18 protein-coding genes and 1 riboswitch are annotated in these 18,430 nt (G+C 40.9%); of the genes, 15 read left to right on the forward strand and 3 right to left on the reverse strand.

Annotated features, from left to right (window positions below):
* Positions 1-396: 396 nt before the first annotated feature.
* The 9 genes from AC3WJJ_RS00110 to AC3WJJ_RS00150 all read left to right on the forward strand — a co-directional run bounded on the left by AC3WJJ_RS00110 (position 397) and on the right by AC3WJJ_RS00150 (position 9,712).
* Entirely contained in the window at positions 397-1,935 is a 1,539-nt protein-coding gene (locus AC3WJJ_RS00110; protein ID WP_492536881.1) for an ABC-F family ATP-binding cassette domain-containing protein, read from the forward strand.
* Between the two features lie 86 nt (positions 1,936-2,021).
* A complete protein-coding gene (locus AC3WJJ_RS00115; protein ID WP_492536883.1) occupies positions 2,022-2,582 on the forward strand; it encodes a hypothetical protein in 561 nt (186 codons plus the stop codon).
* Positions 2,583-2,662: 80 nt separating this feature from the next.
* Positions 2,663-3,427: an SDR family NAD(P)-dependent oxidoreductase gene (locus AC3WJJ_RS00120; protein ID WP_492536885.1), complete on the forward strand. Its 765-nt coding sequence runs from the start codon at positions 2,663-2,665 to the stop codon at positions 3,425-3,427.
* A 206-nt stretch (positions 3,428-3,633) separates the two neighbouring features.
* Positions 3,634-4,707, forward strand: coding sequence for an AI-2E family transporter (locus tag AC3WJJ_RS00125; protein ID WP_492536887.1), 1,074 nt, complete (start codon positions 3,634-3,636; stop codon positions 4,705-4,707).
* 197 nt (positions 4,708-4,904) lie between these two features.
* Positions 4,905-6,965, forward strand: coding sequence for a catalase (locus AC3WJJ_RS00130; RefSeq protein WP_492536889.1), 2,061 nt, complete (start codon positions 4,905-4,907; stop codon positions 6,963-6,965).
* 240 nt (positions 6,966-7,205) lie between these two features.
* The gene (locus AC3WJJ_RS00135) at positions 7,206-7,550 is read left to right on the forward strand and encodes a YojF family protein (protein ID WP_422656976.1); all 345 of its coding nucleotides are present in this window, start codon (positions 7,206-7,208) and stop codon (positions 7,548-7,550) included.
* A 20-nt stretch (positions 7,551-7,570) separates the two neighbouring features.
* Positions 7,571-8,227 (forward strand): bacillithiol biosynthesis deacetylase BshB2, encoded by a 657-nt coding sequence (bshB2, locus tag AC3WJJ_RS00140; RefSeq protein ID WP_422656975.1) that lies wholly within the window; start codon positions 7,571-7,573, stop codon positions 8,225-8,227.
* Between the two features lie 171 nt (positions 8,228-8,398).
* Positions 8,399-9,211, forward strand: coding sequence for a helix-turn-helix transcriptional regulator (locus AC3WJJ_RS00145; protein WP_492536892.1), 813 nt, complete (start codon positions 8,399-8,401; stop codon positions 9,209-9,211).
* An 84-nt stretch (positions 9,212-9,295) separates the two neighbouring features.
* Positions 9,296-9,712 carry a VOC family protein gene (locus AC3WJJ_RS00150; RefSeq protein ID WP_422656973.1) on the forward strand — a complete coding sequence of 139 codons (417 nt, stop codon included), beginning with the start codon at positions 9,296-9,298 and terminating at the stop codon, positions 9,710-9,712.
* A 69-nt stretch (positions 9,713-9,781) separates the two neighbouring features.
* Here the strand turns inward: AC3WJJ_RS00150 and AC3WJJ_RS00155 are convergent, their stop codons facing one another.
* Both AC3WJJ_RS00155 and infC read right to left on the reverse strand, forming a co-directional pair.
* Positions 9,782-10,519 (reverse strand): spermidine synthase, encoded by a 738-nt coding sequence (locus AC3WJJ_RS00155; protein ID WP_492536895.1) that lies wholly within the window; start codon positions 10,517-10,519, stop codon positions 9,782-9,784.
* A gap of 163 nt (positions 10,520-10,682) precedes the next feature.
* Positions 10,683-11,156, reverse strand: a complete 474-nt coding sequence (gene infC, locus AC3WJJ_RS00160; RefSeq protein ID WP_492536897.1) for a translation initiation factor IF-3 — start codon at positions 11,154-11,156, stop codon at positions 10,683-10,685.
* A 323-nt stretch (positions 11,157-11,479) separates the two neighbouring features.
* On the opposite strand from infC, the gene AC3WJJ_RS00165 reads away from it, so the two are divergent.
* The 6 genes from AC3WJJ_RS00165 (at position 11,480) to AC3WJJ_RS00190 (ending at position 17,106) form a co-directional block, all read left to right on the forward strand.
* Complete coding sequence (locus tag AC3WJJ_RS00165; RefSeq protein WP_492536899.1) at positions 11,480-12,691, forward strand: MFS transporter; 1,212 nt, start codon at positions 11,480-11,482, stop codon at positions 12,689-12,691.
* Positions 12,692-12,841: 150 nt separating this feature from the next.
* Positions 12,842-13,561, forward strand: a complete 720-nt coding sequence (locus AC3WJJ_RS00170; protein WP_492536901.1) for a YebC/PmpR family DNA-binding transcriptional regulator — start codon at positions 12,842-12,844, stop codon at positions 13,559-13,561.
* Positions 13,562-13,667: 106 nt separating this feature from the next.
* Positions 13,668-13,748, forward strand: a riboswitch (ZMP/ZTP riboswitch).
* A 79-nt stretch (positions 13,749-13,827) separates the two neighbouring features.
* On the forward strand, positions 13,828-14,988 hold the full coding sequence (gene purT, locus AC3WJJ_RS00175; protein WP_492536903.1) for a phosphoribosylglycinamide formyltransferase 2: 1,161 nt from the start codon (positions 13,828-13,830) through the stop codon (positions 14,986-14,988).
* A 155-nt stretch (positions 14,989-15,143) separates the two neighbouring features.
* A complete protein-coding gene (locus AC3WJJ_RS00180) occupies positions 15,144-15,725 on the forward strand; it encodes a histidine phosphatase family protein (RefSeq protein ID WP_492536905.1) in 582 nt (193 codons plus the stop codon).
* 253 nt (positions 15,726-15,978) lie between these two features.
* The gene (locus tag AC3WJJ_RS00185) at positions 15,979-16,599 is read left to right on the forward strand and encodes a DUF5701 family protein (RefSeq protein ID WP_492536907.1); all 621 of its coding nucleotides are present in this window, start codon (positions 15,979-15,981) and stop codon (positions 16,597-16,599) included.
* Between the two features lie 36 nt (positions 16,600-16,635).
* A complete protein-coding gene (locus tag AC3WJJ_RS00190) occupies positions 16,636-17,106 on the forward strand; it encodes a hypothetical protein (protein ID WP_492536909.1) in 471 nt (156 codons plus the stop codon).
* 54 nt (positions 17,107-17,160) lie between these two features.
* Here AC3WJJ_RS00190 and AC3WJJ_RS00195 read toward each other — a convergent pair whose 3' ends face one another.
* Positions 17,161-18,354: a cytochrome P450 family protein gene (locus AC3WJJ_RS00195; RefSeq protein ID WP_492536910.1), complete on the reverse strand. Its 1,194-nt coding sequence runs from the start codon at positions 18,352-18,354 to the stop codon at positions 17,161-17,163.
* Positions 18,355-18,430: the final 76 nt, after the last annotated feature.

Below are 18,430 nucleotides of genomic sequence, written 5' to 3' on the forward strand. Positions count from 1 at the left end.
TATTTGTATTTTTTACTAAGCATTATTCAAAATGCTAGATAATGATTTCATCAACACGAAGAGGGCGAGGAGGAAGGATAAATGTTCTTTTTATCTACTGTTTTAGTTCGGAATTTGGGATAGACGGGAGAAGTCTGCCCATTTATGCTATTCCAACCGAAGAACAGTAGACTAAGAGAACGTCATTCTTCCATGACTTTACAGTGTTATATTGTAATGGGCAGGGTGTAAGTTCACCTTGCCCATTTTTTGTATACTAAAAATAATAGTGGATAGACTTCTTGCCTTATCATAGGAGGACGGCGAAGTTATTTCTGCTTGTGAAAAATGAATATCGTTCTTTCTATTGCTCTATTCGGTTGGGTTCTGAATTGAAACCTAAAGGAGAGAATAGAGATGAGTATTGTTAATGTAAAGCAACTTACCCATACATTTGGAGACAAACAGCTATTTCATGGATTGGATTTCCGACTATTGCCGGGAGAACATGCAGGGTTGGTGGGAAGTAATGGGGCTGGGAAATCTACATTGCTTCGGATTTTGACAGAAGAGATTATGCCGGACTCTGGATCTGTCACGTGGCACTCCGGTATTAAAGTCGGATTCCTACAGCAGCACCAAGATTTGAAGGCTGGAACGACTGTGATAAAAGCCCTGCAAGACGTATTCCGTCATCTATATGATCAGGAACGTCAAATGCTAGCTATAGCTGAACGGATGGCTTCTAGCTCAGAAGATTTGGAGACTCTTTTAACCCAGTACGGTCAACTTCAAAATAATTTAGAGATTAGCGGTTTTTATCAATTGGATATACAAATTCAAGAGGTAGCAGCTGGACTAGGCATACTAGATCTGGGTGTGGAGCGGGATGTAAGTGAACTGAGTGGTGGTCAGCGTACAAAGCTGTTGCTAGGAAAGCTTTTACTCGCTCAGCCCGAAGTCCTTCTGCTAGATGAACCGACAAATTATCTCGATGATGTTCATATCGAGTGGCTTATTTCTTATCTTAAGCGTTATGAGTCAGCTTACCTCGTTGTATCCCATGACGAATCGTTCATGAATGAAGTGACGAGTACGATATTTCACTTAGAGCAACAGGTTATCAAACGTTACACAGGTAATTATGATGCTTTTAAAACTCGTTATGAACTTAATCGACAGCAGCTTCAACAAGCCTATGTCCGGCAGCAAAAAGAAATTGATAGGCTTGAAACCTTTGTTCAGAAAAACCGAAATCGTAATGCAAAACAAGCGAAAAGCCGGGAAAAAGTATTGTCAAAAATGCAGCGCATTGAACTTCAAAAGACTGCCCCAATACCTCGTTTTAAGTTTTCGGTACATCAAGAGCCAGTAAACAAGGCTATAGAGGCACAGCAGATTCATATCGGTTACAGCAAATCTTTATTTGGACCTAAGGATCTACTAGTAAAACGAGGAGAAAAGATTGCAGTTACTGGTCATAATGGAATCGGAAAATCCACAATGTTAAAAACATTACTTGGCGACATTTCACCGCTTAGTGGCTCGATACAGATCGGTGACGGAGTTAAGGCAGGATATTTTGCACAGGAATCTGAGAGTCCTCAAGAGACTCCATTAGAGCATTTATGGAGCTTTCGTCCAGATCTGACGCAAAAAGAAATTAGACAGACGCTCGCAAGCGCAGGGTTGACCGATAAGCATATTCGTCGATCCATGTCTCTATTGAGTGGTGGTGAACAAGCGAAGGTCCGGTTGAGTAAATTAATGATTACACCTAGCAATGTGCTTATTCTGGATGAACCTACGAATCATCTCGACGTTCAAGCGAAGAAATCATTACAAGGTGCTCTTGAGAAATATGAAGGGACGATAATATTAGTCTCCCACGAGCCTGAATTTTATAAAGATTGGGTAACCGATGTGTGGAATGTACAGGATTGGCATAGAAGCTAATTCAATCTATAATGATATGGTGTAAAATTCCATGAAATGAACAGGAGAGATGTAATGATCAGGTTCAATATTCGGAGTGAAGCATTTTGATTAAAAGCCGCAGTATTTATTTGATTTTAGCCGGGTTGGTTGTTGTTATCCTAGTGTGTTCAACGATCCTTAAGAAGGAACAGAACACAGCGTACAGCGCTAAAGGCACGTTGGAGAGCGTGACAGGCTCATCGTTATATCAAGTATGGTTCGGTTATAGTACAATACTGCAAAATAAAGAAAACTCCCTAGACAGAGAACATATCGAAGATCTTTATACCTCGTTATCTGTGATAGAGGCTCATTCTCAAACTGTAGATCAAGCGGTTCATGCACAAGTGTTGACACCGATTGCGAAGAATATGAAGCAGATAGCCAATGGAATCAAGAGAAGTTATGCGAAGAATGGGAAATTAACAGAAGACGATCAGGCGAGTTATTCCAAGATGATGAAGCAATCAGAAATGTTAATATCATCACTCTCTAAGGTTTACTACGTTCCCGATTCCTTGGAAGGCGCAGAAGTTACGCTAGAGATTAATAAGAATGATGACTATCGTAAGCTGCTTGAGTTGAATAAAGAATTGAAACAATATATCGATTCATCGAAATCATGAATCTGAATAAATGAGATCCGAAACACCATCCTTTCCATCGAATACAACATGAAAGAGATATTTGAGAGGAGTCCATCATAATGAACATCGATTTAACAGGTAAACTTGCTTTAATAACGGGAGCAGGGGGACAACTTGGTCGGGTCATGGTGCGGACGCTTGCTGAGTGTGGCGCAGATGTGGTCATTCATTACCGAAGTAGCCGTGAAAAAGCGGAAGAACTTCAGAAAGAAGTTCAAGAACTGGGTAGAGAAGCTTTAATCGTTCAAGCTGACATCACGGATCAATCATCCGTTATTCAGATGAAGGATGAAGTATTCGCACATTATGGATATCTTCCTCATATTGTTGTTGCTAACGCGGTGGAGCAATACGCTTGGACATCGGTATTAGCGCAACCTCCATCAGATTACGAGAGCCAGTTTAATTCGTGTGTGATGCAGAGTGTCTATCTTGCAAAGGCTTTTGTACCAGCAATGATTGAACGAAAGGGCGGCCGAATGATTGGCATTAATACGGAATGTTCCATGCAAAACTTCCCATCACAGTCTGCCTATGTAGCTGGTAAGCGCGGCATGGATGGTGTGTACCGGGTGCTCGCAAAAGAGATTGGGGAACATGGGATAACGGTCAACCAAGTGGCACCTGGGTGGACTGTAAGTGATCGAGATCGTGAGAATGGGACGGAGCATAGTGAATCTTATGAGTCATCTGTCCCCCTAAAGAGGAGAGGGACGGATCAGGAAATAGCGAATATGGTTGCATTCCTAGCGTCTGATCTGGCATCTTTTACAACAGGGGCGTATATTCCGGTATGTGGTGGCAATGTAATGCCGTCTATATAGTGATAGAACAAGAGATACGATTAATTTCGTATCTTTTGTTATTTTAAAGAAAGAATAAAGATATGTTATAGAATGAAAGTTCATGACGTATGGGTCTTGATTTTGGATGAAAGCAATGTTCTGCTATAATATTTGAATACTGCGTTATACAAGATGCAGACATAATAAATGTACATAAATTGAAGTTGGGGGCCGCGCAGATTAGCATGAATAAGTTCTATAAAGTTTGTATTGGTGTCATCTTAGTCTTGATTATTATTTACTTGGGTTCCTTGGTTGATTTCATATTCAAACCAGTACTCGCCTTATTCAGTTTACTCATCATTGTTCCCGTATTGCTGTCAGGCTTCTTCTATTATTTATTGAGGCCGCTGGTTAACTTTCTGGAGAGGAAGAAACTGAATAGATCTTTAGCGATTATACTACTGTATGTCGTGATTGCTGTTATTTTGACAGGGTTTATACTCGGTGTATGGCCATCTCTAAGCAAACAGATTGATGCTCTGGAACGGAACGCACCTTATCTGTTTAATGCCCTTGCGAAGCAATTAGAGAAGCTGGAAGATTACCCATTCCTCTCAAGTATTTTCCCTGAAGATAAGAATATGCTCACGCAAATTACAGAGTATCTTAACAAAGGGTTTGTCTTACTTTCCAACTATATAACGAGTTTATTCTCGGTATTATCGAACTTTGCAATTATTCTCTTCACCTTCCCAATCTTCCTTTACTATATGTTAAAAGAAGGCGGAAAGTTTGGTCAGAAAATTGTTAGTTTTATGCCAAAGCGGTTTCGTGAAGAGGGAACTGAAACGATGAATGATATCGACAAGGCACTTAGTAACTTTATTGTAGGTAGAGTGCTAGTGAACTTGGCACTTGGTGTTCTCATGTATATTGGTTTTATCATCATCGGCCTGCCTTATGCTCTTCTGCTCACCGTCATCGCGGTAATTATGAACTTCATTCCGTTTGTAGGTGCGATCCTTTCGTCAGTACCTATTGTGATTATAGGGTTGGTGGAATCACCTTCAGTAGCTATTTGGTCACTTGTAATTATACTTGTGGCTCAGCAAATTCAAGATAATCTCATTGCGCCATACATTTTCGGAAAACAGCTGGATATTCATCCATTAACGACTATTGTATTAGTATTTGCAGGTGGTGATTTGTTCGGTATTGTCGGGATTATCGTCGTTATTCCTGTATATATGGTGATCAAAATTGTAGTAACACGCGTGTATGCCAGATTTTTCAAAGAGCGATGGGAGAAAGCTTAATCGAATACGAGATGTTGATTATTTAACACGTGCAGCTTGTCTGCACGTGTTTTTGCGTTATCTCATGAAGAATTCGTGAAGATGGATTCGTAACTTCCTTAGTCGGGTAATAACTCAGCGAGCTGATGTACCTTTGCAATTATTAAAACTCACATCGTCGGATGCTCACCTATTTTTGAACTGGAGGTTGAACACAAATGAACAATCGCGAAAATTCAAACAACGAGAACAGAACTAGCAAAGATGAACAACTGGAAGAATTTCGGGTTCATAATGACGGGAAGAAGATGACGACGAATCAAGGGTTAACGGTGTCTGAGGATGAACATTCTCTGAAGGTAGGAGACCGTGGACCTACATTAATGGAAGATTTCCATTTCAGAGAGAAGATGACTCACTTCGACCATGAACGTATACCTGAGCGAATTGTTCACGCTAGAGGCTTCGGGGCGCATGGATATTTTCAAGTTTATGAATCGATGAAAGAATATACAAAAGCTAAGTTCCTTCAAGATCCTTCTGTTCAAACACCTGTATTTGTTCGGTTCTCAACCGTAGCAGGTTCCAGAGGTTCAGCGGATACGGTTAGGGACGTAAGAGGCTTTGCTACGAAGTTCTATACAGAAGAAGGTAACTACGACCTAGTCGGAAATAATATGCCTGTATTTTTCATTCAAGATGCGATGAAATTCCCTGATTTCATTCATGCCGTAAAGCCTGAACCGCATAATGAGATACCTCAAGCCCAATCGGCACACGATACATTCTGGGATTTCGTTGCTAACAATACAGAGAGTGCTCATATGGTGATGTGGGCTATGTCTGACCGCTCTCTTCCTCGCAGCTTACGAATGATGGAGGGCTTCGGCGTACATACATTCCGCTTTATTAATGAAGCGGGCGAAGCACATTTCGTGAAGTTCCACTGGAAGCCGACACTTGGTACGCATTCTTTGGTATGGGATGAGACACAAAAGCTGGCAGGTAAAGATCCGGACTTTAATCGCCGCGATTTGTGGGATGCCATTGATACGGGGAATTATCCTGAGTTCGAACTAGGGATTCAAATGATCAAAGAAGATGAAGAGTTTAACTTCGACTTTGATATTCTTGATCCAACGAAGCTGTGGCCGGAGGAATTGATTCCAGTACGCATCATCGGTAAAATGACATTAAATCGAAATACAGATAATTTCTTTGCAGAAACGGAGCAAATTGCCTTCCATCCAGGTCATGTGGTTCCTGGTATTGATTTTACCAATGATCCACTACTTCAAGGACGACTATTCTCATATACGGATACGCAATTGTCAAGGCTGGGGGGTCCGAACTTCCACGAGATTCCGATCAACCGACCGATCGTGCCTGTTCATAACAATCAGCGGGACGGTATGCACCGTATGACGATTAATCCAGGTCAAGTAAGCTATCATAAGAATGGTATTGCCAATAATTCTCCACGTCCGGTTCCTGCGGATCAAGGGGGATATGAGCATTATACGGAAAAAGTAGAGGGACGCAAGGTTCGTCAGCGGAGTGAAAGCTTCAAAGACCACTATAGTCAGGCGGCGCTGTTCTGGAATAGCATGTCCGATGTAGAGAAACAACATATTGTATCCGCATTCCAGTTCGAACTTGGGAAGGTACAGAGCAAAGAGATTCGTCAGAATGTAGTAGATATGTTCGCAAATGTGGATGGAGATTTGGCTATTCGTATTTCAGATGGTCTTGGAACGATTCCTCCCGAGGCGAAGGGATCTGCTTCTACGCAGTCATCTCCTGCGTTAAGTATCATGAACGCAATCCATACACCGGTCACACGTAAAGTTTCTGTTCTTGTTGGAGATGGTTATCAGGATGAGGCGTTAACAAGTGTGCTTCAAACGTTGATGGAAGCGGGAGTACAAGCTGAAATCGTGAGTCCAAAACTGGGTTATGTTACAAGTGACGGTGTAAACAGACTTGAAGTGAAGCACTCACTTCTCGGCGCAGATTCTGTTTTATTTGATGCAGTACTTGTAGCAGGGGGCAGACAGAGCGTGGATAACCTGCTTACTGAACCTAAGGTCATTGATTTTGTAAAAGAAGCCTATCAACATTTCAAACCCATTGGAGCTATTGGTGAAGGGGCTGAGTTGTTACCGAAAACGGAGGGGCCGGGAATTGTAATTTCTGAAATGGACGGCGACATTCAAAATTTCGGGAAAAGCTTGCTAGAAGCCATCACAGCGCATAGACATTGGTCAAGAACGGTTTAGGATCAATCTAATAGATAAGCTTTCGAATAAGGGCATGAAAAATGAAGTTCTCTTCATTTTCCGTGCCCTTATTTTTTGAATAAACACACAAAAATGTAATCGTTTTCTCTCTTTCTTTTTTAAAGTAACGTTCATACAAATATGAAGTTTCGTTTTTTCTTTATAAATAAGTATGCTAAAATAATCATATTAGTGATAACTAATATGTATGTATTCTACGATTTAAATACGGAGGGAATTATGGAGCTCATTCATCAAACAGAAGTTCAAAACATGATCGATAAGCTGACAGATCAAGATCTTTATATACATCTTGAGCTTACTACGGGGGCTTATGCTTCCCATCACGATATTTCCAAACATCCTGCTGCCAATTTTATTACAAATGCCCAAATCCGTTACACTCATGGATCTATTTCAGGAAATGGAACATTTCGGGTTGGATTAAAGATGGAGCATGGCTGGATTTACGCAGAAGGTTTGACCCATTATGACAAGAATGAGTCTGAACGACTGGTCATGGCAGGTCATGATAGTCAAGGTAAGCTCGTTGTTGCATTGCAATTAAGCCGGGAACCCTTCTAAAGAACAGGAGATGAGAAAGAATGAATCAACGCATACTGGTTGTATTACCCCATCCAGATGATGAGGCTTTCGGCCTCTCAGGCACGCTGGCCAAGCATATAGATCAAGGAGACCATGTCACTTATGCATGTCTAACATTGGGTGAGATGGGACGCAATATGGGAACCCCTCTGATTGCGAATCGTATTACACTTCCTTCAATTCGTAAAGTCGAGTTGGAAGAGTCTTGCCGTGCTATTGGCATCCAAGACTTGAGAATGCTAGGATTTCATGATAAAACGATTGAATTTGAAGATCCTGAATTTCTGGATGGCGTTATTGATCAATTATTAAAAGAAATTCAACCGACACTTGTATATACTTTTTATCCTGGATACAGCGTGCACCCAGACCATGATGCCACTGGCGCGGCTGTTGTTCGGACAATACAGAAGTTACCGAAGCAAGAGCAACCAACGGTTCTGTGTATTGCCTTCGCTCGAAATTGTGAGGAAGCATTAGGCAAAGCAGATGTGTCTATTGATGTGACTGCTTATATTGAAGCGAAGATGAATTCTATTAAATCTCATCGGTCACAGTTCCAAGCTGCTGAGTTATTAGGTAGCAAACAAATGAGCCCAGAAGAAATTAACAAACGATTTGCTAGAGAAACATTTTGGACTTATCGATTTGAATAACTTCGGGATCTAGTACAATACAGGCTACAGCTCTGTCGCTTGAATAGCGATCAGGGCTTTTTTTATTTGAAATTCAATTATAAGTATTTTCGGTGTTTCGAGTTTATGCTAGTATCTTTAGGGAACGATTGTTCTTGGTTATTGGAATCTAAGTCCAAGTAGGAGGAATCGATGTCAGATTTATATTCAGAAATCGATGAAGTGATTGCTTATATTCATAAGCACATCTATGATCCGCTTCCATTGTCTCGTCTCGCTCAGCATATCTCATATAGTCCTTATCATTTCTCTCGAATCTTTAAGGAGAGAGTAGGGCTATCCCCATTATATTATGTCTCTTCTATTCGGTTACAAAAGGCGAAGGACTTGCTCTTGCAGAGTAATTTGACAGTGCGTGATATTGCACTCGAAATAGGTCAACAGAGCCTCGGAACGTTTACCACAAGATTTACGGAACGAGTGGGTATGTCTCCTTCTCAGTTTCGAAATTCAGCCGAACATGCTTCAAGCTTTTTCTCCTCACTCCAGCAGATTCAATCTTGGGTACCTGAAAATATGAACGCCGATCCTTGTGGTCAAGTTGAAGGTATGGTACATGCAACGGAACACTTTGAAGGTGTTATATTGATTGGATTATTCCCTAAACCGATACCTGAAGGAATACCGATCCACGGAACGTTACTATCATCTTTAGGTTATTTCTCATTTGCAAATGTTAAACCAGGTACATACTATTTAATGGCAACGACTCTAGCTTGGAGCACAAACTTAACGGATATATTACTTCCTAAATTTACACTTCGAACAAGGTCTAGAGTGCCAATTGTTGTGAATAATGAAAATCGTGTGCCATTTCAGCAGATTATGCTGTATCCACCTCGTTTAGATGATCCACCCATTTTGATTTCACTTCCTTTACTTATGAGCAGTTTTCTGAATCGAATTTCACCGCAGTATTCGGAAATAGCAATCGAGAAGAAATAATATGATGAATCCTATGTTATGATGCGAATAACAACGAGAAAACAAGGGATGAGTAACACATACTAATGAAGAGGTGAACGTATTATGGCTTTAAAAGCGGATAAAATATTTGTAAACTTACCAGTAAAAGATCTTAACAAGACGGTTGAATTTTTCACGGAGATCGGGTTTGAGTTTAATCCTCAGTTCACAAATGAGAACGCAACTTGTATGGTAATCAGTGAACATATTTATGTAATGTTATTAGTTGAAGATTATTTCAAAACCTTCACGAAAAAAGAGATTTCTGATTCATCGAATTCTACTGAAGTGATCATAGCAATTTCTGCGGAGAACAGAGAACAGGTGGATGAGATTGTAAATAAAGCTCTGGCAGCGGGTGGACAACCAACTAATGATCCAGTGGATCACGGCTTTATGTACAGTAGGAGTTTCGAAGATATTAACGGTCATTTATGGGAAGTAGTCTATATGGACCCAAGTACAGTTGAACAAGCGTAATCTTTAGGTACAGCATCAATCAATCTTAACCATAAAACATCGCCGAAAAGGCGATGTTTTTGTTTGGTCTTAGTCCCAAATGATATATCCTTCACTGAATTGTACCTCTGAGAATCCCGCTAGGTGTTTAGATTGGAACGTAATTGGGATTTTGCTAGCCATGATCAGTATATTTTGGGTATCAGTAGAATCCTGAACAGGAAGGGAAAAGGATTTTACATAAGGGAAAATATCGGAAGCTGTGGTATGGATGGCATGAATGAAAGAGTCGTTTTCACTTCTTCCTATAAGATTTAGGATAATTGAACCTTGTTCATCAAGCTTTTCTGATGCAGTTCGGAAGAATTCCCATGACACAAGATGATGAGGTGTCCCTTTATCCGTAAAAGCGTCAACGACGATATAATCTAGACCCTCATTTTGTTCGTTTTCGAGTATGGCACGTCCATCACCAATGATAATATTATCCTGATTATAGCCAAAATACTGGCGACTAAGATGAACGATCGGAGCACTGAGTTCTGCTACTTTACAGCGCTTATTCGAGAAATAACCTGATAAGGTCCCAATGCCATGACCGATAATGAAAATATCTTCAAGAGTCGGATCATTCCATTCGACAAGATGGATAATCGCCCTAGGGTATTCGAATAGTATACGCTTAGGTTGATCCAAATCCAGTGCGCCTTGAATGGCGTTACCAGAGAACTGTAATACTCGAAAATTCCCCTTCTCTCCATATAATTCTTGAGTATCCATGACAGTGATTTCTTGATGGTTGTTCTGTTCTTTCAGTTGTACGTGCAATAGTTTGGCCTCCAAGAAGTATCTCTAGAAAATGTTTACGTAGTGTATCCCTATTCCGATAGAGGGGCGGTCTTAAAGGTCGAAAGACTAGTAGACTGCCCCTTTGTTGTCTGCGATCATGACGATCTTTCACCAAGTGAAGAAACTTAAGAAATAAGAAAAATTACTTCGCTTCAAGCTCAACCATTGCTTGTTTACCACTTACTTGAATACCTGTCTTCTTCTGCCCGACGTCTTTCAAGTCTTGTATGAGTTCTTCAAGGAGACTTTTAGCCTTTGCTCCTTCTTTTCCCTGAATTCGGACAACGAGTGATACGGAATTGCCTGCACGAAGCAGCTTCTCAGCTTGATTTTTCTTCGTTTCATAATCATGTTCCTCGATATTTGGTGTAAGCCGGATCTCTTTTGTTTTTGCGGGTTGTTCTTTCTTGCGTGCTTGTTGACGCTCTTCTTTAATTGCTCCGGAAGCCACTAGGCGACAAGGTGGAGGACTGCTAAATAAAGATGTGCAGACTAGATCCACTTTCATTTTACGAGCCATTTCAAGCGCTTGCGCCGTAGGGACGATCCCCAGAGCTTCTCCGTTGACACCCGTCAGCTCAACTTCAAGTGCTTTAATCTTCTCATTTTTTATCATATTTTCATCATGCCTCTCGTTCTTTATTGTGTATATATCTTACCCTCCGACTGAGATTAGATCAAATTCATTGAGCATATACCTTCACACTTTGAGAATGTTCAATCAATAAACATAATAAGTATTTGTTTATTTTATAATAGATATAAACAGTAAATGTTTATAAAAATAACCAAAAAAACGTTGCTTTTCATTAATTAGCACCATATAATGACTACAGACTTGAACGAGGAGGTTACGAAAGATGACACGAGTAATATGTGGACATCAGGAAGGCCAGGATGTTGAAGCAAGTCCAATTTAAAGAAAAGGATTGATCTAGTATGTTGAAGAATCGTTATGTGCAAACCATCATGCTCTCGAGTGTGTTTCTCCAGCTTGGCATATGGATAAGAAATTTTGCGATTTTGTTATATGTTACAAACCTCACGAATAACGACCCCTTATATGTATCTCTTATTTCTGTGGTAGAATATGCCCCCATCTTTATCTTTGCCATTATAGGAGGGACATTTGCAGATCGTTGGAAGCCAAAAAGGACGATGGTATGGTGTGATGTACTTTCGGGACTATCTGTCGTTGCCGTGATGCTCGCATTGAATTTTGGTGGATGGTACACGCTGCTCTTGGGGACTTTGATTTCATCTAGCTTGTCTCAATTTTGGCAGCCGTCGGCCATGAGGTTCTATAAAGAGCATGTACCCAGTGACCAGGTTCAAGGTGTTATGGCACTATCTCAATCATTAATGGCAATTTTCATGGTACTTGGTCCTGTAATCGGTACATTTATATTCCTGAATTATGGAATAGAGGTTTCTCTTGGTTTGACAGCTCTTATGTTTTTTGTGTCCGCACTTATTCTGACCAGACTTCCACGTGATCAGCAGGGAGTAACTAGAGAGAAGAGCAGCTTTATGGGCGAGATGAAAGAGGGGCTTCAATATCTTTGGAATAATGTATCTTTGAGAACATTAAGTGTTTCATTTGCAGCAAGCGGGCTCGCGGTGGGAATGATTCAGCCTTTGATGCTATTTATTACGATCGAGAAGTTAGGAAGGGATAAAGAGTTCTTACAGTGGCTTCTTATGGCAAATGGTGGCGCTATGCTGGTAGGTGGAGCAGTCATTATGAGTTTAGTTGCCAAAATGAAACCTCAACTTATGCTTGCACTCGGTCTTGTTGTAAGTGCAATTGTCACAGTAGGTATTGGGGCATCGAGCGTCGTGTGGGTGACGATATTGCTTCAGATGATCAGTGGATTCTTCTACCCATGCATTCAAGTGGGGATTCAAACACTTATTATGAAGAACACGGAGACCGCTTATATCGGAAGAGTTGGAGGAGCGATAACACCTATTTTTATGGGGATGATGGTTCTTGGAATGTCATTCTCTGGTTTCTTGAAGGAGCAATCTTCCTTATTCATCGTGTTTAGCGCTAGTGGAATATTGTTTATTATAGGTTCCATTGTGCTGGCTCCATTATTTAAAAATACCGAACGGGTACATGAGCAGGCAGCGATTAGTCGAAGGTAACGAGATTAACATATTTGTATATGTAGAAACTGAACAACTATAATATATGTGTGGTGATGGTAAACAAAATGTTTCAGATCAGTGGTTTTTTCATAACCGAGTATGATGCTATAATAGGAAAGTAAAATTTATAAAGAAAGCGGGAACATCATGGGTCGTAAATGGAATAATATCAAAGAAAAGAAAGCTTCAAAGGATGCAAATACAAGTCGTATTTATGCGAAATTTGGAGTTGAAATCTATGTAGCAGCCAAAAAAGGCGAGCCGGATCCCGAATCAAACCGTGCTTTGAAAGTCGTTCTTGAACGGGCCAAAACGTATAACGTACCAAAAGCAATTATCGATCGTGCTATGGATAAAGCAAAAGGAAGTTCAGAAGAAACGTATACGGAGCTTCGTTATGAAGGTTTTGGACCTAACGGGGCAATGGTTATTGTTGATACATTGACGAATAACGTAAACCGTACAGCTTCTGATGTGCGTTCTGCCTTTAACAAGAACGGCGGAAACATGGGCGTGAGCGGATCAGTAGCATATATGTTTGATGCGACTGCTGTAATAGGTGTAAAAGGCAAAACATTGGACGAGGTATTCGAATTGTTGATGGAAGCTGATGTTGAGGTTCGTGATATCATGGAAGAAGAAGATTCTGTTATTGTATATGCGGAACCAGATCAATTTCACGAGGTTCAAGAAGCGTTCAGAAATGTTGGTATTACAGAATTTACGGTTGCTGAATTAACGATGCTGCCACAAAATTATGTCGAGCTTCCGGAAGACGCAATGCCACAGTTTGAGAAACTGATTGACGCACTTGAGGATTTAGAGGATGTTCAGCAAGTGTTCCATAATGTTGACTCTGAAGATTAAACTTTTCGGGTCATACATACAAAAAAAACCGCTATATAGCGGCTTTTTTTGTTGAATCTATTTGCAAATAGACGATTATTTCAGTATGATTTACATGACAATTGAAATGCTAATGTGTAACTGGCGGAACATGGGGAACCATGAGGGAGCACATTGTTGGCAGTGGCCGTACGCCTGGGCAGAGGTAAGGAGTTTCTTTCTCCTTGCCTCTTTTTATTTATCTACATTTCATTGTAGATCAATCCAAATAAAGTGAGGGATAGCCAATGTTACAGACTAAAAAAATGTTATTACTCGGCTCTGGTGAACTGGGGAAGGAAGTCATTATTGAAGCGCAGCGATTAGGGGTTGAGACGGTTGCCGTTGACCGTTATGAACATGCACCTGCTATGCAGGTAGCGAACCGAAGCTATGTGATTGATATGCTAGATGAACAGAAATTACGTGAAATTATTGAACTGGAAAAGCCGGATCTTATCGTTCCAGAAATTGAGGCTTTAGCGACTTCTGAATTGTTAAAACTTGAGGAGGAAGGCCATCGGGTAATCCCTACCGCAAGGGCAGCTAAACTGACGATGGATCGTGAGGGGATTAGACGACTAGCTTCAGAGAAGCTTGGTCTGCCAACAGCAGGTTATAAATTTGCGGATACATATGAAGAATTTGTTCAAGCGGTCCATGAGATGGGCTATCCCTGTGTCATTAAGCCACTAATGAGCTCGTCAGGTAAGGGACAAAGCGTTTGCCGTGAGGAGAAGGACATTGAGAAATGTTGGAGCATTGCCATGGAGGGAGGACGGGTTCAGAATGGTCGGGTCATCATTGAAGAGTTCATCCGTTTTGAATCTGAAATTACACTTCTAACGGTCCGCAGCGTGAATGGAACGAGCTACTGTGCACCTATTGGGCATATTCAAGAGAGCGGGGATTACATTGAATCCTGGCAACCACATCATATGACTGATGAACAACTTGAAGAAGCTAAGCATATTGCTAGAACGATTACGGATGAATTGGGCGGATATGGTCTGTTTGGTGTTGAATTATTCTTAACAGAAGATAAAGTGTATTTTAGCGAAGTTTCCCCTCGCCCGCATGATACAGGATTAGTAACCCTAGTCACTCAAAATCTATCCGAGTTTGCTCTTCACGTTCGCGCAATTCTAGGCTATCCTATTCCGGAAATTATTCAATTATTACCGGGTGCCAGTCGCCCCTTGAAAGCAGATAAGGAATTGGAGAATTATCAAATTACCGGTGTGGAGAAAGCACTATCTGTTTCAAACACCCAGGTTCGTATATTTGGTAAGCCTGTGAGTAAATTGGGTCGGAGAATGGCCGTTGCTTTATCCACGGCTGATACGGTTGAAGAAGCACGTATTCTTGCCAAGCAAGCACTTGATGGGCTTGCTGTAGAAGAGGCATAATTCATATTTCATATAATGATATTAGAATTGAAAAGTATAAGCGCCGTGTGTTAGCTGAATATAATAGCTAATCCACGGCTTTTTTCGATCTTTACATTGATCATATATTGAAGGAAAATGATTTTAATATTGGGGATTTAGGAGAGGGTGGGCAAATGAAAACGACGATTTATTTTGTCAGGCACGGCATCGCTCCATTTTCATTAGAACAAGAGAAAACATCAGGCGGAGCAAGACTTAATGAGCAAGGGCAATCAGATGCGCAAAGAGTGGCAACCTTGTTAGAAGATAAGCGGATTGATGTTATTGTCTCCAGTTCCCACCATCGGGCTAGAGAAACGGTATTACCACTTGCCGAGCTGCTATATAAAGACATCATTTTGTACAACGAGCTCATTGAAAGGCCTATCGCTACCCTAAATGAAGCAATATCTGAAGAGGAGCTAATTAACGCGATCGAACGATCATTTACGGATAAAGATTATTGTATGCCTGAAGGAGAGACAACTAGACAAGCTCAAGAGAGGGCTATGCCTGTCATCTTTAAATTACTATCGGATTACCAAGGGAAGAGAATTGTCATTGGAACACATGGTAATATCATGACGATTATTATGAATTACTTCGACTCGAATTACGGATTTCAATTCTGGCAACAGACTTCAAAACCAGATATTTATGAGGTTGAATTCGAAGATAAACAGTTAATATCAGTTCAGAGGTTATGGGATTGTTGATCGAAAGACCAGCCTAGTATTTTCAACAATCGGGTGCAACAACGATCAATCCACTTTTAATAAACATTAAAGTCCCTTCTAAACTATTACGACATTACATGGATAACATCAATGATTTACTTCGTCAAGTTTACAATTAGCATGAATGTTGTAAGATGAAATAGTACAATCAATTGAGCTCGAATGGTAGTCCTTCGACATGATGATCTATGCTACCTAGAGTTGTTCTATGGAAAGAAGGGATACGCAATATATGTTGAATAAAGAATTTGACCGTCAAGTTGAGAATTTAATTAATAAAGGATATCCTGCTTTAATTGACCTTGAACCAGAAGGGTTCAAGAAGAGATTAGAACCACTTCGAGCTGTCATCGATGCCTCTATTACTCTGAAAGAATTAGAAGAACGTATTCCCTTTGTGATTGTCATCAAGGGGGATTGGGTGAATGGGGAATTAGCGATGGGACTCGTAGAGCGAAATAATAAAAAGGGCTTTAGCGTGATGGAAGCAGAAGAGGTTGAAAGATTCAAGCCGATTGAGGGCATTCAATTACCGAATGGAATGGCTTATCTGGTCTTGGATATCGATACTGGGGAGTCCACTCGTAATATTACGCCCAACGAGGCTATTAAAATAATCATTAACGAGAATCGCTCGCCATTGACACTGGAAGAGGGAGTTGCGGTTATAACGCATTATCCGGATATGTTAATGAAAAATAAAGGATTCTCTCTGCTTGGATCACGGTGTGGAGATAAGAGGGTAACAGCTTTGTGGATTAGCGGAGGGAAACCTAAGCTTGGCTGGTGTTGGGCAGGTAATCCACATACATGGTTGGGCTCCGCATCCTGTGCATCGAGAGCAGGAATATAATAATATAACGGTTAATAACGAGAGGGAAGATTTCACATGATTAATGATCAGGTAGATACAACGGGTGAAGTGCTTCTTAGCTCACACACCGAAGAGTATTGGAGACGCCGGAAGAGAGAACTGAAAGAATGGGATCGTGCCCCTAAAATACGTAGACATCCGAAAAGAACTACAATGTTTAATGGGGTCGAGGTGGATCTTGAGATCTATTCGGCCCTATATAAGCTCAACCAGATCGGAGTTCAGACTGAATTTTCGTGTGCCGGTGTGAGTCCATTAGATGAACCTATAGAGCATTCGTTATATGCATATGTCACTTTCTTGGATGGAGAAGCTGCTGAACAGTTTACCTGGATCATACGGGATGTGATGAAACATCGTGCTCTACTCACTTATGAGTCTGATCGAAATCGATATGATGTATCATCATTCTTCATTGGTCATAACCGATCGTTCTGTTACTTACTCGATCATTGCGCTGAAATCATGAAACGCCGCACGCTGTAGTTGGAGTGCGGCGTTCTTTTTATGAGCTAGAAGAGTCAGGTTACACATGCATTCTTAATTGTTGAGAGATAACGGAAGTTCCTTCACACCTCGAACTAGCATGCCAGGTCTCCACTCAAGATCTTGTATGTTGTCTCGAAGCTGGATGTTCGGAAAACGCTGTAACAAGGTGTTGATAGCAATTTCTGCTTCTAGACGAGCAAGTGGTGCACCTAGACATAAGTGAATCCCCTTTCCGAACGCGAGATGCTGGCTTTTCTCTCGAGTAATATTGAAAATGTCAGGATCATTAAACTGCCGAGGATCTCGATTAGCGGAATTAAGCGAAACAATGACCAAATCCCCCCGAGTCATCTGCACCCCTCTAAACTCGAAATCTTCACTTGCCCAGCGAGAAGTACTAAATTCAACCGGGCCGTTAAATCTTAGCATCTCTTCAATCGCGCCATGAATCAGTTCAGGCTGATCTTGAAGTAACTTACGTTGTTCTGGATGTTCAAGTAGGGCTAATACGCCATTGCCAATTAAATTTACGGTCGTCTCATGGCCTGCAATGATCATCAGAATAACGACTCCGTACAACTCCTGCTCACTTAGACGATCATCTTGTTCTTCAGCAAGAAGCAACTGACTGATCAAGTCATTCCCTGGATTTTCACGTACTTTTGAGAACCATTCTCCAAGATACTTAACGAATTCGTCCATATGCTGGATGACAATATCTTCGCTCGTATCCTGATTGGAAGTATCAATGATAGAATTCGACCAGACTCTGAATTTATCTCGATCTTCAAGCGGGACGCCTAGCAATTCACTAATGACGATGATTGGCAATAAGAAGGCGTAATCATCAATGAGATTCATATGATTTTGTGAGGATACTGCATCGAGCAGATCATCAGCAATATCCTGAATATGATCTCTCATGCCTGCGATTAACTGAGGAGTAAAGCTTTTCTGCATCAGTAAACGCAGCCGCTTGTGATCAGGTGGATCGGAGAATAACATGTTACTTGAAAATACACTTGCTGCTTCTTCGCCATAAATTTTTGTAATATCCTTAATGAAGCGTGGGTCCTTTAAAACCGTTTCAGCATCTTCATAACTACTGACCAGCCAACCAACGTTACCATCGGGAAACCTCATTTTGAGTAATGGGTCGTTCTTTCTTAAGTTGTCGTAAATCGGATAAGGATTATCTGTGAACTCCTTCGAAAACAAATTACTCATGACATCGTTAGTATTCATAGACATGATCTCCTCTCACATTACAACCATTTCCATTATAAGATAAAAGCTTCTCCATAAATAGGATGATCAGTAG

This window comes from Paenibacillus sp. FW507-14B1B, assembly GCF_058781425.1.